Origin of the sequence: Tsukamurella tyrosinosolvens, from assembly GCF_900104775.1 — a bacterium.
Lineage (GTDB): Bacteria > Actinomycetota > Actinomycetes > Mycobacteriales > Mycobacteriaceae > Tsukamurella > Tsukamurella tyrosinosolvens.
The window spans coordinates 3,593,752-3,609,075 of the sequence record NZ_FNSA01000003.1; the positions used below are offsets into that span (position 1 = coordinate 3,593,752).

Sequence of the window (15,324 nt, forward strand, 5' to 3'; positions counted from 1 at the left end):
CCCCGCCGCCGGGTCAGACCGGCAGCAGGCGCCCGATGACCTCGGCCAGCTGCCCCGCGGTGCGGCACTCGTACATGTCGATGAGCCGCCCGTACTTGTCCGCGACCGAATCGCCCGTCCCCCACGACGCCCTGCGCTCGGGGTTGAGCCAGAACGCGTGCCGCGCCTTGTCGACGAGCTCGTCGAGCTCCGCGAGCGCGGGATCGGTGTGGTTGGACCGGGCGTCGCCGAGGATGAGCAGCGTGCCGCGGTGCGTGACCGCGTCGGGGAAGTCGCGGACGAACGTGCGCAGCACGTTCCCGTAGTCGGAGCCGCCGAACCGCGCGACGTTGGTCTCCCGGATCACCCGGTCGAACATGTCCACGACGGTGTCGACGGTGAGCGTCCGCGACGGGTCGATGTAGTCGGTGATCTCGTCCACCGAGTCGACGAAGCCGAACACCCGGATCTTGGAGAACTCCGCGCTGAGCGCGTGCGTGAGCAGCAGCGTGAAGTTGGAGAAGCCCGCGACGGAGCCGGAGAGGTCGCACAGCAGCACGAGCTCGGGCTTGGTCGGCCGGGGTCGACGGTGCGCCAGATCGATCGGCACGCCGCCCGTCGACATCGACTTGCGCAGCGTGCGGCGCAGGTCGATGGGGCCGCGGCGGGCGCGGCGGCGCCGCACCAGCAGGCGCGTGGAGAGCTGCCGGGCCAGCGGCCGGACGGTCTGCTCCATGCGGTGCAGCTCGGTGCGGGTGGCGGCGAAGAAGGCGACGTTCTCCGGCAGCTGCGGCGCGGCGTACTGCGCGACGGCCTCGGGCCCCCGTCGGGCCGCCATGGCGACGGAGGTGAGCTCGGTGACCCGCTCAGTGAGCCCGGCGACGCGCGAGCGCGCGACCCGCCGGGCGGACTCGTACTCGAAGCTGCCGGGCGCGGCGCCCTCCTCGCCCGCTGCCGCGAGCAAGCCGTTGGCGATGGCGGCGATGAGCGTCTGCGGGTTGAGCGCCTTGAGCGCCTGGTACGACGAGAAGGCGGTGCCCGTGGCGGAGTTGTACTCGCCCAGCTGCTCGACGATCTGGCTGGCGATCCCGTCGTGGTCGCCGCCTGCCACGAGCGCGGCGACGGCCTCCTGCCGCAGCGCCTCGCGGACCGCGTCCGGATCGGGCGGGGTGTCGGCGGCCGGCATCTTCAACGGGTCGACCTGGTCGGGCGCCTCCCCGGGCGCACCGGAGCAGCCCTCCCCGCCGGAACCGGAGGCACCGTCGGGCCCTGTCCCCGCGGCACCGAAGCCGCCGCGGACCGGGAAGTACAGGTCGAAGATGACGTCGAAGGTCTTGCGGTGCATCTGCTCGCGCAGCAGCACCGCGGCGAGGCCCTCGCGGAGCTGGCCGCGGTCGGTGAGGTCGAGCACTGTCAGCACCTCGGCGGCGGTGATCGCCTCGCCCGGGCCGATGGCCATGCCGCGCTCGCGGAGCGTCCGCACGAAGGCGTGCAGGTGCGTATCCAGAGGCGTGCCGGCGCCCGGATCCCGCACGGTGGTCATGACAGGCCCAGCGCCGCGGCGGCGGTCTCGATGTCGACCTGGTGCTTGAGCACCACGCCGAGCGTCGAGCGGAGCGCGCCCTTGTCGATGGAGCCGCTGGCGCTGCCGGTGATGCCGAGCGCGAGGAGGGTGCGGCACCAGTCGAGCGTCTCCGAGACGGAGGGCTTCTTCTTCAGGTCCAGGCCGCGCAGCGTCGAGATGACGCGCAACAGCTGCTGCGCGACCTCGGTCGGCAGGTCGGGGACGCGGCTGCGGATGATCGACAGCTCCAGCTCGGCGTCCGGGAAGTCGATGTGCAGGTAGAGGCAGCGGCGCTTGAGCGCCTCCGACAGCTCGCGGGTGGCGTTCGAGGTGAGGAAGACCAGCGGCTTGCGCTCGGCGACGATCGTCCCGAGCTCGGGCACCGTCACCGCGTAGTCCGAGAGGACCTCCAGCAGCAGGCCCTCGAACTCGAGGTCGGCCTTGTCGGCCTCGTCGATGAGCAGGACCGACGGTCCGCCGTCCCGCACGGCCTGCAGGAGGGGCCGCGGGAGGAGGAACTCCTCGGAGAAGACGTCCTGCTTGGTGTCGTCCCAGTCGCCGTCGTTGCCCGAGGACTGGATGCGCAGGATCTGCTTGGCGTGGTTCCACTCGTACAGGGCGCGCGCCTCGTCGATGCCCTCGTAGCACTGCAGGCGGACGAAGCGGGCGGCGCGGGCCTGGGAGCAGGCGCGGGCCAGCTCGGTCTTGCCGACGCCGGCCGGGCCCTCCACGAGGAGCGGCTTGCCCAGCTTGTCGGCGAGGAACACGGCCGTGGCGGTGGCGATCGACGGGATGTAGCCGGTCTCGCGCAGCGCCGCGGCGACGTCGTCGACGCTGGTGAACAGGGCCGTGGGCGCGGGGGTCGTGATGTCGGTGCTCAGCGTGCAGCCTTCCGTTTGAGGACCTCCTTCGAGAAGCCCTTCGACGCGATCTCTGCACTCATCTTCACACCCTTGCGCACGACGAAGCCGGGCAGCGTGATCTTGAGGTCGATGTTCATCTCGCACAACACGTGCACCTTGTCGTCCCCGATGGGCGTGAGCTGGTAGTACCCGCCCTGGGACCGCACCGCCATGCCCTCGCCCTCGGACTGCCACGCGACCCTGGTCTCGGGCGTGAACTCGTACCGGAAGCGCATGGTGTCGCTGATGCCGACGATGCCGGCCTCGACCTCGACGACGCGCGGATCGCCCGCCGCATCGCGCTCGGCGACGGTCACCCGCTTGTGCGAGGACGACCACGCGGGGAGGGATTCGACGTCCAGCAGCGTCGCGTACGCGAGCGCGGCGGGGGCGTCGATCTCGAACTCGACCTTCTCGGTGATTGCCATCGCAACAATCTAGCGGTGTCGCCGGGCCCCGCCGAAGGGAGCCCGGCGGCGGACCGTCAGGCCGCGGCCTTGCGCTTCATGACCTCTTTGGTGAGGCCGTTCTTGATGATGTCCATGGCGAGCTTGATGCCCTTCTTCACGACGAAGCCGGGCGCCTTGACCTTGGGGTCGAGGTACATCGTGACCTTGACGTGGGTCTGGTCGTCGCCCTTGGGCGAGAGCTCGTAGATGCCGCCCTGGCTGCGCACGGCGGTGCCCTCGTTGCGGGTGTCCCACTTGCAGCTGACGTCGGTGAAGACGTAGTCGAAGGTCAGGTTGTCGCTGAACATCATGAGGCCGACCGAGGCGTCGACCACGCTGGGGCGGCCGTTCGCGTCGCGCTCGACGACCTTGACGTTGCTGTGCGCCGACGACCAGTCCGGCAGGGCCTCGACGTCGGCGAGCGTGTCGAGGACCAGCGTGACCGGGGCGTCGATGTCGAATTCGAGGGACTCGTTGATTGCCATGGCGACAACCTACCGGGCCGCGCGCCGGGTGTAAGCGGGGTCGGGATTACCGGGGCCGGACGTGCCCGTCGCCCCACGCGATCCACTTGGTGGACGTCAGCTCGGGCAGGCCCATCGGGCCGCGGGCGTGCAGTTTCTGCGTCGAGATACCGATCTCCGCACCGAAGCCGAATTGTTCCCCGTCGGTGAAGGTGGTGGAGGCGTTGACCATCACCGCGGCCGCGTCGACGCGGGTGGTGAAGGCGCGGGCGGCGGCGAGGTCGCCGGTGACGATGGCCTCGGTGTGCCCGGTGCCGTAGTGGTCGATGTGTTCGATCGCCTGATCCAGCCCGTCGACGATCTTCACCGCGACGTCGAGGCTGAGGTACTCGTCGGCCCAGTCCGTCTCGGTGGCCGGCACCATGCCGGTCTCGTCGCCGTGCACGATCACGCCCTCGGCCTGGAAGGTGCCGAGCAGGCGGGGCAGGAAGGTATCGGCGAGTGCGCGGTCCACGAGCACGGTCTCGACGGTGTTGCACACGCTGGGCCGGCGGGTCTTGGCGTTGAGCACGATCTGCTCGGCCATGTCGAGGTCGGCCGCGGGGTGGACGTAGATGTGGCAGTTGCCCGTGCCGGTCTCGATGGTGGGCACGGTCGCGTCGCGCACGACGGCCGCGATGAGCCCGGCACCTCCGCGCGGGATGACCACGTCGACGAGGCCCCGGGCGCGGATCAGCGCGGTGACGCTGGCGCGGGAGTCGGCGGAGAGGAGCGCGACCGCGTCGGGCGTGATGCCGCTCGCCTCGAGGGACTCGCGCAGCACGGCGACCAGGGCGGCGTTCGACGAGGCGGCCGAGCTGGAGCCGCGCAGCAGCACCGCGTTGCCCGACTTGAGCGTGAGCCCGAAGGCGTCGACGGTGACGTTCGGGCGCGCCTCGTAGACGATGCCGACCACGCCGAGCGGCACGGCGACCTGGCGCAGCTCGAGGCCGTTGGGCAGGGTCGAGCCGCGCAGCACGGTCCCGACGGGGTCCGGCAGCCCGGCGACCTGTCGCAGGCCGGAGGCGATGCCGTCGACCCGGGCTTCGTTGAGCGCGAGCCGGTCGATGAGCGACTCCTCGGTGCCGGCGGCGCGGGCCCGCTCCACGTCCTCGGCGTTCGCGGCGAGGATGCGGTCCTTGTTCGCCAGCAGCGCGTCGGCGGCGGCGTGCAGCGCGGCGTTCTTCTGCTCGGTGGTCAGCGTGATCAGCTGCTTCGAGGCGGCGCGGGCGGCGCGGGCCGCTTCCTCGACCGCGGCGGTCGCGGTCTGCAGTTCGGCGTCCTGGGCGGTGGGCGTGCTCATGGTCCGAGAATACGTGGCGGGCCTGACTTGTCGGTCCGCGGTGTTAGGTTGCCGACGTGTCCCGCCGGAGAACCGCCCGCAGCCTGTCCCGGCGGTCGTGGCTGGCGCTCGTCCTCGTCACGGCCACGGCCGTCTTCGTCGCGATCGGGGCGTACCGGGACCGGTCCGGGGCCGAGCCCACCACCGGCGCGGCGGCACCCTCGGCCACGATGCCCGACGGTGCGCCCCTCGCCGGGGTCCGGATCGTCGCCGCCCGCGAACGGGCGCCGCAGCCCTACCGGCGCGCGGCCTTCGGGAAGGCGTGGACCGACGACCAATCGGCGCCGCTCGGCCACAACGGCTGCGACACCCGCAACGACGTGCTGGACCGCGACCTGAAGGACAAGACCTACGTGCGCACCTCTGCGTGCCCCCGCGCGGTGGCGACGGGCGTCCTGGCCGACCCGTACGGCGGCGCGACGATCCGCTTCGAGCGGGGCGCGAAGACCTCCGCCAAGGTGCAGATCGACCACGTCGTCGCGCTGGCCTACGCCTGGGACATGGGCGCCTGGTCGTGGGACGACGCGAAGCGCGCGGCGTTCGCCAACGATCCGCGGAATCTCGTCGCGGTGGACGGGCCGGCGAACGAGAACAAGCGCGACTCGCCGCCGGGCCGCTGGATGCCGTCGAACGAGCGCTTCCACTGCCAGTACGTCCGGCAGTTCGCCTTCGTCGCCCGCGAGTACGGCCTGTCCGTGGACCGCTCCTCCGCCGCCGTCGTCGACGAGGCCGCGACGACCTGCTCCTGAACCGCTCCCGAGAGGACCCCGCCGTGCCACCGGAACCGCACCGCCGCTCGTCATCCGCGCACCGGATCGGAGCGCTGACCGCCGCCGCTGGCGCCGGTCTGCTCTCCGCCGCGGCGGTCCGCGCGCTCCCACCCCGGCCCGGCGCCGTCGTCGCCGCCGCGGGCTTGGTCGTGGCCGCGGTGATCTACCCGGCGAGTCGGCGCGGCCGCTCCCGCAGGGACCAGCGGGAGTCCGCCGTCGTCGCGGCGAGCGCCGTGGTGATCGCGGCCGCCGCAGCCCTCTCCGCGCGGAAGGCGCATGTCGCGGTCGCCCTCGCGTGGCTGTCCCACGCCGCGTTCGACGCGGTCTACCACCACGAACCCGCCGATACCGCACTGCCCGACTGGTACCCCGCCCTATGCGCCGGTTACGACGTCGGGCTGGGCGGCGCGCTGCTCCTCGCGCGCGGCGCCTGAGCGCCCCTCCCGAATGACCTGGATCGCCCGAAGAGCTACCCGACAGCAAACAAGCAGTGCTGCTTGTTTTTTTCCGCTCCGGCTGACAGAGTGTGGGCGTGCCCACTTCAGCCCCCGTGTTCGACGCGCTCGAGTCCACCTCGGCCGCCGTCGCCGCCATCGCGGATTCGCTCCCCGACTGGTCGATCTCCACGCCCGCCGAGGGCTGGACCGTCGCCCACCAGGTCGCCCATCTGGCCTGGACCGACGAGGTCTCCCTCGTCTCCGCCACCGACCCCGACGGCTTCGCCGCGATCCTGACGGACGCGATGCAGGACCCGATGGGCTTCGTCGACGCGGGCGCCGCCGAGCTGGCCGCGGACCCGGACCTGCGCGCCCGCTGGGACCGCGCCCGCGCCGCCCTCGCCGTCGCGCTCCGCGAGGCCGATCCCGGCACACCGCTCCCCTGGTTCGGCCCGCCCATGCGGCCCGCCACCATGGCCAACGCGCGCCTCATGGAGACCTGGGCGCACGGTCTCGACATCGCCGACGCTGCCGGCATCGAGCTAGACGCCCCCGAGGCGCTGCCCCACGTCGCGAAGATCGCCTACAAGACCCGCGACTTCGCGTACACCGTCAACGGCGAGACCCCGCCCGCCGAGCCCTTCGACGTGTTCCTCGTCGCCGCCGACGGCGCCGAGATCACCTTCGGCCCCGGCGAGGCCGCGCAGCGGGTGACCGGCTCGCTCGAGGACTTCTGCCGCCTCGCGACCCAGCGCGTCAACCTCGTCGACACCGATCTCGTCGCCACGGGCGAGGACGCCGCCCACTGGCTCACCATCGCGCAGTGCTTCGCCGGGGCCCCCGGCACGGGCCGCGCCCCGCAGGAGGAACGTCCATGACCCGCACCGTCAGCATCGCCAATGTCTCCGGCTTCTACGGCGACCGCGCCGCGGCGATCGGCGAGATGCTCGCCGGCCCGCGCGTCGACTACATCACCGGCGACTACCTCGCCGAGCTCACGATGCTCATCCTCGGCCGCGACCGACTCAAGGACGCGGACCTGGGCTACGCCAAGACCTTCCTGCGCCACCTCACCCCGCACCTCGGCCTGCTCGCCGAGCGCGGCACCAAGGTCGTCGTCAATGCCGGCGGCCTCAACCCGGGCGGGCTCGCCGCCGCGGTCGAGAAGGCCATCGAGAACGCAGACGAGTCCGCCCGTCATCTCACGGTCGGCTGGGTCGACGGTGACGACCTCCTCGCCCGGTCCGCCGAGCTCGGCGTTCCCAACGCGGTGACCGCCAACGCCTACCTCGGTGCCTTCGGCATCGCCGACTGCCTCGCCGCGGGCGCCGACATCGTCATCACGGGCCGGGTCACCGACGCCTCCGTGATCCTGGGGCCCGCCATCGCCGAGTTCGGCTGGCAGCGCACCGACTTCGACGCCCTCGCCGGCGCCGTCGCCGCGGGCCACATCATCGAGTGCGGCACGCAGGCCACGGGCGGCAACTACGCCTTCTTCGACCGTCACCCCATCGAGCAGCTGCTGCACCCCGGCTTCCCCATCGCCGAGATCGCCGCCGACGGCTCCTTCGCCATCACCAAGCAGCCCGGCACGGGCGGCGTCGTGGAGGTGGGCACCGTCACCGCGCAGCTGCTCTACGAGGTCACCGGGCAGCGGTACGCGAACCCCGACGTCACCCTGCGGCTCGATTCCATGACCCTCGCGCAGGACGGCCCGGACCGGGTCACCGTGAGCGGAATCCGCGGCGAGGCACCGTCGACCACGACCAAGGTCGCGACCACCACGCTGGGCGGCTTCCGCAACGAGATCGCCTTCCTGCTCACGGGCATCGACGTCGAGCGCAAGGCCGCGCTGCTCGAGGCGCAGCTCCGCGACGCACTGGAGCGCAGCGGCGGCGCACCGTCGGACCTGCAGTTCCGCCTCGCCCGCACCGACCACCCCGATGCCCCCACCGAGGCGGCCGCGTCGGCGACCCTGACCGCCGTGGCGTGGGACGCCGACCCGAACCGCGTCGGCCGCGCCTTCAGCTCCGCCGCCGTGGAACTCGCGCTCGCCACCTACCCCGGCGCCTCCCCCATGGCCCCGCCGTCGAGCGGCGGGCCGTACGGCGTGTACCAGGCGGTGTACGTGCCCAACGGCGACGTCCCGCACCGGGCCCACCGGCCCGACGGCACCGTCGTCGAGATCGCCCCGCCCGAGGTCGTCCAAGAGCTCGCCGCCGACCCCTCCCAGCCCGGCGGCGACGCCGCGCTCCCGGCGGGCCCGACGGTCCGCGTCCCGCTCGGCACCGTCTTCGGCGCGCGCAGCGGCGACAAGGGCGGTAGCGCCAACGTCGGCGTCTGGGCGGAGTCCGACGCGGCGTACGAATGGCTGCGCAGTAATCTGACCGAACAGGCTCTGCGCGAACTCCTTCCGGAGGCTGCGGACCTTCCGGTCCGCCGCTACGAGCTGCCCAACCTCAAGGCCCTCAACTTCGTCGTCGAGGACCTGCTGGGCAAGGGCGTCGCGCACGGCTACCGGTTCGACCCGCAGGCCAAGGGTGTCGGCGAGTGGCTCCGCGGCCGCTACATCGACCTGCCCGCGGGCCTGCTGCCCGCCGGCCACACCACGAAGGAGATCGCATGACCAGCCTGTGGGAGTCCGAGGAGCGACTCGCGCTGCGCAAGACGGTGACCGCGTTCACCGAGCGCGAGATCCTGCCGAACCTCGACGACTGGGAGGCCGGCGGCCTCCTGCCCCGCGAGCTGCACACGAAGGCCGGCGATCTGGGCCTGCTCGGCGTCTCGTTCCCCGAGTCGGTCGGCGGCGGCGGCGGGGACCCCCGCGACGCGCTCATCGTGTGCGAGGCGATGCACGAGGCAGGCGGCTCCGGCGGCCTGTTCGCGTCGCTGTTCACCTGCGGGATCTCGGTGCCGCACATCATCCTCGCGGGCACCGACGAGCAGAAGCAGAGGTGGGTCGCGCCCGTCCTCGCCGGCGAGAAGATCAGCTCGCTCGCCATCACCGAGCCGAACGGCGGCTCCGACGTGGGTCACCTCAGGACCACGGCGCGCAAGGACGGCGACCACTACATCGTCAACGGCGCCAAGACCTTCATCACCTCCGGCATCCGCGCCGACTGGGTGGTCACCGCCGTCCGCACCGGCGGCGAGGGCGCGAGCGGCATCAGCCTGCTGGTGATCCCCAAGGGCCTCGACGGTTTCGAGGTGAGCGCGCCGCTGAAGAAGATGGGCTGGCACGCCTCCGACACCGCGGAGCTCTCCTTCACCGACGTCCGCGTCCCCGCCGAGAACCTCATCGGCCCCGAGGGCAGCGGCTTCCTGCTCATCGGCGCCGCCTTCGTCACCGAGCGGCTCGCCCTCGCGGTGCAGGCCTACTCCCACGCGCAGCGCTGTCTCGACCTCACCCTCGGCTGGGTCCGCGAGCGCGAGACCTTCGGGCAGCCGCTGATCAAACGACAGGCCGTGCAGAACACGGTCACCGAGATGCGACGGAGGATCGAGGTGGCCCGCGTCTACAGCCGGCACGTCGCCGACCTGTACGCCGAGGCACTCGAATCCGGCGGCCCCGCCGCGGCCGCCGAGCTCGTGCCCCAGGCGTGCTTCGCGAAGAACACCGCCGTCGAGTGCGGCGAGTGGGTCGCGAACGAGGCCGTGCAACTGTTCGGCGGCCACGGTTACATGTCCGAGTACGAGGTCTCGCGGCACTACCGCGACGTCCGCATCCTCGGCATCGGCGGCGGCACCACCCAGATCCTCACCACGCTCGCGGCCAACCGCCTCGGCTACACGTGATCCCCCACCCAGGCACCCGCTCCGACACCGACGAAGGCAAAGGACTCCACTCATGACGGTGCTCCGCAGCACCCCGGCCCCCGACGCGGCCGCGTACCGCAAGACGATGCTCGACAAGCTGGCCGATCTCACGACCGAGTTCGACAAGGCCCTGGCCGGCGGCGGCGAGAAGTACGTGGAGCGGCACCGTAAGCGCGGGAAGCTCACGGCCCGCGAGCGCATCGACAGCGTGCTCGATCCGGCGTCCCCGTTCCTCGAGCTGATGCCGCTCGCCGCGTGGGGCAGCGACTTCCAGGTCGGCGCCTCCCTGGTCGGCGGCATCGGCGTGGTCGAGGGCGTCGAGGTGGTGGTCGTCGCCAACGACCCGACCGTGAAGGGCGGCACCTCCAACCCGTGGACGCTGCGCAAGTCGCTGCGCCTCAACGACATCGCGCGGGAGAACCGCCTGCCGGTGCTCTCGCTGGTCGAGTCCGGCGGCGCCGACCTCCCTACGCAGAAGGAGGTGTTCGTCCCCGGCGGCGCGATGTTCCGCAACCTCACGCAGCTGTCGAAGGCGGGCATCCCCACGATCTCCGTCGTGTACGGCAACTCCACCGCGGGCGGCGCGTACATCCCCGGCATGAGCGATCACGTCGTGATGATCAAGGAGCGCTCCAAGGTCTTCCTCGCCGGCCCGCCCCTGGTGAAGGCCGCGACGGGCGAGATCTCCGACGACGAGACGCTCGGCGGCGCCGAGATGCACTCGCGCACCTCCGGCCTCGGCGACTACCTGGCCAACGACGAGCTCGACGCGGCGCGGATCGCCCGCTCGATCGTCAAGCGGCTCAATTGGCGCAAGCAGGGCACGACACCGTCGAGCCTGGTCAAGCCCCCGCGCTACGACGCCGAGGGCCTGCTCGACATCGTCCCCGACGACCTGAAGATCCCCTTCGACCCACGGGAGATCATCGCGCACATCGTCGACGACTCCGACTACGACGAGTTCAAGCCGCTCTACGGCGGCTCACTCACCACCGGGTGGGCGAACCTGCACGGCTACCCGATCGGCATCCTCGCCAACGCCCGCGGCGTCCTCTTTTCCGAGGAGGCGCAGAAGGCGACGCAGTTCATCCAACTGGCGAACCGCTACGACACGCCGCTCCTGTTCATCCACAACACCACCGGCTACATGGTGGGCGCGGAGTACGAGCGCGGCGGCATGATCAAGCACGGCTCGATGATGATCAACGCCGTCTCCAACTCGGAGGTCCCGCACCTCTCGCTCATCGCGGGCGCCTCCTACGGCGCCGGCCACTACGGCATGGCGGGCCGCGCCTTCAACCCGCGGTTCCTGTTCTCCTGGCCCAGCGCGCGGTCGGCGGTCATGGGCGCCAAGCAGCTCGCCGACGTGGTCACCGAGGTGGCCGCGGCCTCCGCCGCCTCCCGCGGCCAGGCCATGGACCCCGCCTTCGTCGACGGCATGCGCACCGCCATCGAGACCCAGATCGACAAGGAGTCGCTGCCGGCCTTCATGTCCGGGATGCTCTACGACGACGGCATCATCGACCCCCGCGACACCCGCACGGCGCTCGGCATGGCGCTCTCCGCCATCCACAACGGCCCCGTCCACGGCACCGACGCCTTCGGCGTCTTCCGGATGTGAGGAACTCCATGACGACATTCGATTCCGTCCTCGTCGCCAACCGCGGCGAGATCGCCCGCCGCGTCATCGCCGCGGCCCACGCTCGCGGCCTGCGCGCGGTGGCCGTCTACTCCGACCCCGACGCGGACGCTCCGCACGTCGCCGAGGCCGACGAGGCCGTGCGCCTGCCCGGCGAGTCCCCGGCGGACACCTACCTGCAGGGCGAGAAGATCATCGCCGCGGCGAAGGCCACCGGCGCGCAGGCGATCCACCCCGGCTACGGCTTCCTCTCCGAGAACGCCGAGTTCGCGGCCGCGGTCCAGGCCGCGGGCATCGTCTGGATCGGCCCCTCCCCCGAGGCCATCACCGCGATGGGCTCCAAGGTCGCCGCCAAGGCCCGGCTCGCCGAGGCCGGCGTGCCCATGCTCACGAACCTCACCCCGGACCAGGTCTCCGACAGCGACTTCCCCGTCCTGGTGAAGGCCTCCGCCGGCGGCGGCGGCCGCGGCATGCGCGTGGTCCGCACCCGCGCCGAACTGCAGGAGAACCTGGACGCCGCCGAGCGCGAGGCGAAGTCTGCCTTCGGCGACGGCACCGTCTTCTGCGAGCGCTACCTCGAGCGCGGCCGCCACATCGAGGTCCAGGTGATGGCCGACTCCCAGGGCACCGTCTGGGCCGTGGGCGAGCGCGAGTGCTCGATCCAGCGCCGCCACCAGAAGGTCCTCGAGGAGGCGCCGTCGCCGCTCGTCGAACGGCACCCCGCGATGCGCACCGCCCTGTACGAGGCTGCGGCCAACGCCGCCAAGGCCATCGGGTACACCGGCGCCGGTACCGTCGAGTTCCTCGCCACCGACGCGGGCGAGTTCTTCTTCCTCGAGGTCAACACCCGCCTCCAGGTGGAGCACCCGGTCACCGAGGCCACCACCGGCCTCGACCTGGTCGGCCTGCAGTTCGACGTCGCCGCCGGCCTCCCGCTGCCGTCCGCCGAGCCGCCCGCCACCCGCGGCTGGGCCATCGAGGCCCGCCTCTACGCCGAGGACCCCGCCAACGATTGGCGGCCCGCGGCCGGCACCGTTCACCGCTTCGAGGTCCCGGGGGTCGTGAGCGAGTTCTCCGGGCCCGACCGCCCCGGCATCCGCCTCGACAGCGCCCTCGCGCCCGCGGGCAGCGTCGTCGAGGTCTTCTACGATCCGATGCTCGCCAAGGTGATCGGCTTCGCGCCGACCCGCGCGCAGGCCCTCGCGATCACGGAGGCCGCGCTGCGCAAGGCGGTCATCCACGGCATCACCACCAACCGCGACCTCCTGGTGCGGATCCTCGCCGACGCCGACTTCAAGGCCGGCGACTTCGCGACCGACTTCCTCACCGGCGACCGTCTGGAGCGCCTCGCCGCGCCCCTGCTCGACGAGGCCGAGCTGGCGGAGGCCGCGTCGGCGGCCGGCGCCGTGCTGGACCGGCGGGGCGCCGCCGCGAGCCCGCTGCCGCACGTCGCACCCGGCTGGCGCAACCTCGGCTCCCGCACCCTGGTGCCGGAGTTCCGCACCGCCGACGAGCGGGAGTTCCGCGCCGACGGAGGGCAGGTCGCAACCGTCGACGACGACGGCGTGCGCGCGCGTGTCGCGGTGGAGCGCGACGGGATCCGGCGCACGGTCGCCGTCACCGCCTACCCCGGGGACCGCACCGTCGTGGAGGTCGAGACCGCGCGCGGCGCGGCGACCCTGACGCTCGTCGATCCCCTCCCGTCGGCCGACGCGGCCGCAGCGGCCGGCTCACTGCTCGCGCCGATGCCCGGTGTGATCACCCGGATCGGCTCCCAGGAGGGCGATTCCGTCACCGCCGGGCAGCCCGTGCTGTGGATGGAGGCCATGAAGATGGAGCACGCCATCTCCGCGCCCGCCGACGGCGTCATCACCACCATCGCCGTCGAGGTGGGCCAGAACATCGATGCCGGCGCCGTCGTCGCCGTGCTGGAAGATACGGAGTAGGAACCCACATGAGCATTTCCATGGACGTCATCGAGTCCGAGGAGCGCCAGGCGCTCCGCGCGACCGTCTCGGAGCTGGGCAGGAAGTTCGGACCCGAGTACATGCGCGAGAAGATCGCCGCGGGCGAGGGCCCCACCGAGCTGTGGAAGGCCGCGGGCGATCTCGGCCTCATCGGCGTGAACATCGCCGAGCAGTACGGCGGCGGCGGTGCCGGCATGTACGAGCTGGGCATCGTCGGCGAGGAACTCGCCGCGGTCGGCTCGTCGCTGCTCATGCTGGTGGTCTCCCCCGCCATCAACGGCACCATCATCTCCCGGTTCGGCACGGAGGAGCAGAAGCAGCGCTGGCTGCCCGGCATCGCCTCGGGCGAGACCATCGCCGCCTTCGCGATCACCGAGCCGGACGCGGGCAGCAACAGCCACCGGATCACCACCACGGCCCGCCGCGACGGTTCCGACTGGATCATCTCCGGCCAGAAGACCTTCATCTCCGGCATCGAGCTGGCCGACGTGATCCTGGTGGTCTCGCGCTCCGAGGACGCCAAGACCGGCAAGCTGCGGCCCGCCCTGTTCCTCATGCCCACCGACTCCCCCGGCCTGCAGAAGACCAAGATCCCCATGGAGGTGGGCCTGCCGGAGTCGCAGTGGACGCTCTTCTTCGACGACGTCCGGCTGCCCGCCGAGGCGCTCGTCGGAGAGCCCGACGCGGCCATCGCGCAGCTCTTCGCCGGCCTCAACCCCGAGCGCATCATGGCCGCAGCGGGTTCCGTGGGCTCAGCCCGCTACGCGATCGACCGCGCCGTGGACTACGCCAAGCAGCGCACCGTCTTCAAGGTGCCGATCGGCGCGCACCAGGCGATCGCGCATCCGCTCGCCGAGCTGAAGGTGGAGACCGAGCTGGCGAAGCTGATGCTGCAGAAGGCCGCCACGCTGTACGACGCCGGCGAGGAGTTCGCCGCCGCCGAGGCCGCGAACATGGCGAAGTTCGCCGGCGGCGAGGCGGGCGCCAAGGCCGTGGACCGGGCGATCCACTCCCTCGGCGGCAACGGCCTCACCACCGAGTACGGCCTGGCGCAGATGCTGGTGGCCTCGCGCCTGTTCCGCATCGCCCCGGTCAGCCGCGAGATGGTGCTCAACTTCATCTCCGAGCACTCGCTCGGCCTGCCCAAGAGCTACTAGGAGTCCGGATGACCGAATCCCTGGTCGGGTACGAGACGCGCGGCGGTGCCGCGTATCTCACGATCGACAGCCCGCACAACCGGAACGCCATCTCGCAGCGGCTGCTCGCCGACCTGAGCGCCGGCCTGGAGCGCGCCGCCGCGGACGACGCCGCCCGCGCCGTGGTGCTCACCCACACCGGCACGACGTTCTGCGCAGGCGCAGACCTCAAGGAGGCGGCGGCCAACGGCGCAGGCTCGGACCCGAAGTCCCGCACCCTGGCGATGATCGGCGCGATGCGCGGGATCATCGAATGCCCCAAGCCGGTGATCGCCCAGGTCGACGGGCACGTCCGGGCCGGCGGCTTCGGGCTGATCGGCTCGTGCGACTTCGTCTTCGCGGGCCCCGGGGCGTCGTTCGCGGTCACGGAGACGCGGATCGGCGTCGCGCCGGCGATGGTCTCGCTGGTCCTGCTGCCGCACCTGCCCTCCCGCGTCGCCTCCACGCTGCTGCTCACGGGCCGGAAGTTCGACGGTGCCGAGGCGGCCGGGTACGGCCTGATCACCGCGGCGGTCGCGGACCCGGCGGCCGCGGTGGCGGAGCAGCTCGCCGAGCTGCAGCTGTGCAGCCCGCAGGGCCTGCGGGAGACGAAGCAGATCCTGTGGCACGACGTGCTGCGGTCCTTCGACGAGCGGTCGGACGCCCTCGGGGAGCAGTCCGCGCGGCTGTTCGGCTCCGCCGAATCCGTCGAGGGGATCACCGCGTTCCTGCAGAAGCGCGCGCCGAGCTGGGCCGAACCGGTACCGGCGGAATAGGCTGC

14 protein-coding genes are annotated in these 15,324 nt (G+C 72.0%); 9 read left to right on the forward strand and 5 right to left on the reverse strand.

Annotated features, from left to right (window positions below; all coding sequences use genetic code 11):
* Positions 1-13: 13 nt before the first annotated feature.
* Genes BLW32_RS19800 through BLW32_RS19820 form a run of 5 tightly spaced genes read right to left on the reverse strand, consistent with a single transcriptional unit; the run spans position 14 to position 4,700 of the window.
* Positions 14-1,522 (reverse strand): vWA domain-containing protein, encoded by a 1,509-nt coding sequence (locus tag BLW32_RS19800; RefSeq protein WP_068739385.1) that lies wholly within the window; start codon positions 1,520-1,522, stop codon positions 14-16.
* Positions 1,519-2,412: an AAA family ATPase gene (locus BLW32_RS19805; protein ID WP_068523204.1), complete on the reverse strand. Its 894-nt coding sequence runs from the start codon at positions 2,410-2,412 to the stop codon at positions 1,519-1,521. Before BLW32_RS19805 ends, BLW32_RS19800 begins: the two co-directional genes overlap by 4 nt.
* Positions 2,413-2,420: 8 nt before the next feature.
* Complete coding sequence (locus BLW32_RS19810; RefSeq protein WP_068626882.1) at positions 2,421-2,873, reverse strand: SRPBCC family protein; 453 nt, start codon at positions 2,871-2,873, stop codon at positions 2,421-2,423.
* 56 nt (positions 2,874-2,929) lie between these two features.
* The gene (locus BLW32_RS19815) at positions 2,930-3,379 is read right to left on the reverse strand and encodes an SRPBCC family protein (protein ID WP_068521394.1); all 450 of its coding nucleotides are present in this window, start codon (positions 3,377-3,379) and stop codon (positions 2,930-2,932) included.
* A 46-nt stretch (positions 3,380-3,425) separates the two neighbouring features.
* A complete protein-coding gene (locus BLW32_RS19820; RefSeq protein ID WP_068739387.1) occupies positions 3,426-4,700 on the reverse strand; it encodes a glutamate-5-semialdehyde dehydrogenase in 1,275 nt (424 codons plus the stop codon).
* An 83-nt stretch (positions 4,701-4,783) separates the two neighbouring features.
* Here BLW32_RS19820 and BLW32_RS19825 point away from each other — a divergent pair, with 83 nt between their 5' ends.
* The 9 genes from BLW32_RS19825 (at position 4,784) to BLW32_RS19865 (ending at position 15,319) form a co-directional block, all read left to right on the forward strand.
* A complete protein-coding gene (locus tag BLW32_RS19825; RefSeq protein ID WP_068523205.1) occupies positions 4,784-5,488 on the forward strand; it encodes an HNH endonuclease family protein in 705 nt (234 codons plus the stop codon).
* Between the two features lie 23 nt (positions 5,489-5,511).
* The gene (locus BLW32_RS19830; protein WP_068739391.1) at positions 5,512-5,943 is read left to right on the forward strand and encodes a hypothetical protein; all 432 of its coding nucleotides are present in this window, start codon (positions 5,512-5,514) and stop codon (positions 5,941-5,943) included.
* Positions 5,944-6,041: 98 nt separating this feature from the next.
* Positions 6,042-6,824: a TIGR03084 family metal-binding protein gene (locus BLW32_RS19835; RefSeq protein ID WP_068739714.1), complete on the forward strand. Its 783-nt coding sequence runs from the start codon at positions 6,042-6,044 to the stop codon at positions 6,822-6,824.
* Positions 6,821-8,572, forward strand: a complete 1,752-nt coding sequence (locus tag BLW32_RS19840) for an acyclic terpene utilization AtuA family protein (protein WP_068739393.1) — start codon at positions 6,821-6,823, stop codon at positions 8,570-8,572. The genes BLW32_RS19835 and BLW32_RS19840 overlap by 4 nt, the downstream gene beginning before the upstream one ends.
* Complete coding sequence (locus tag BLW32_RS19845; RefSeq protein ID WP_068739395.1) at positions 8,569-9,741, forward strand: acyl-CoA dehydrogenase family protein; 1,173 nt, start codon at positions 8,569-8,571, stop codon at positions 9,739-9,741. Before BLW32_RS19840 ends, BLW32_RS19845 begins: the two co-directional genes overlap by 4 nt.
* Positions 9,742-9,793: 52 nt before the next feature.
* On the forward strand, positions 9,794-11,383 hold the full coding sequence (locus BLW32_RS19850; protein WP_068739398.1) for an acyl-CoA carboxylase subunit beta: 1,590 nt from the start codon (positions 9,794-9,796) through the stop codon (positions 11,381-11,383).
* Between the two features lie 8 nt (positions 11,384-11,391).
* Positions 11,392-13,347: an acetyl/propionyl/methylcrotonyl-CoA carboxylase subunit alpha gene (locus tag BLW32_RS19855; protein ID WP_068739399.1), complete on the forward strand. Its 1,956-nt coding sequence runs from the start codon at positions 11,392-11,394 to the stop codon at positions 13,345-13,347.
* Between the two features lie 8 nt (positions 13,348-13,355).
* On the forward strand, positions 13,356-14,525 hold the full coding sequence (locus BLW32_RS19860; protein ID WP_102102332.1) for an acyl-CoA dehydrogenase family protein: 1,170 nt from the start codon (positions 13,356-13,358) through the stop codon (positions 14,523-14,525).
* An 8-nt stretch (positions 14,526-14,533) separates the two neighbouring features.
* A complete protein-coding gene (locus tag BLW32_RS19865) occupies positions 14,534-15,319 on the forward strand; it encodes an enoyl-CoA hydratase family protein (protein WP_068521410.1) in 786 nt (261 codons plus the stop codon).
* The last annotated feature ends 5 nt before the right edge of the window (positions 15,320-15,324 follow it).

Excerpts from the sequence above, each read along its gene's own strand:
- BLW32_RS19800 (WP_068739385.1), bottom strand. The coding sequence starts at position 1,522 with ATGACCACCGTGCGGGATCCGGGCGCCGGCACGCCTCTGGATACGCAC.
- BLW32_RS19810 (WP_068626882.1), bottom strand. The coding sequence starts at position 2,873 with ATGGCAATCACCGAGAAGGTCGAGTTCGAGATCGACGCCCCCGCCGCG.
- BLW32_RS19815 (WP_068521394.1), bottom strand. The coding sequence starts at position 3,379 with ATGGCAATCAACGAGTCCCTCGAATTCGACATCGACGCCCCGGTCACG.
- BLW32_RS19820 (WP_068739387.1), bottom strand. The coding sequence starts at position 4,700 with ATGAGCACGCCCACCGCCCAGGACGCCGAACTGCAGACCGCGACCGCC.
- BLW32_RS19840 (WP_068739393.1), top strand. The coding sequence starts at position 6,821 with ATGACCCGCACCGTCAGCATCGCCAATGTCTCCGGCTTCTACGGCGAC.
- BLW32_RS19845 (WP_068739395.1), top strand. The coding sequence starts at position 8,569 with ATGACCAGCCTGTGGGAGTCCGAGGAGCGACTCGCGCTGCGCAAGACG.
- BLW32_RS19850 (WP_068739398.1), top strand. The coding sequence starts at position 9,794 with ATGACGGTGCTCCGCAGCACCCCGGCCCCCGACGCGGCCGCGTACCGC.
- BLW32_RS19855 (WP_068739399.1), top strand. The coding sequence starts at position 11,392 with ATGACGACATTCGATTCCGTCCTCGTCGCCAACCGCGGCGAGATCGCC.
- BLW32_RS19860 (WP_102102332.1), top strand. The coding sequence starts at position 13,356 with ATGAGCATTTCCATGGACGTCATCGAGTCCGAGGAGCGCCAGGCGCTC.
- BLW32_RS19865 (WP_068521410.1), top strand. The coding sequence starts at position 14,534 with ATGACCGAATCCCTGGTCGGGTACGAGACGCGCGGCGGTGCCGCGTAT.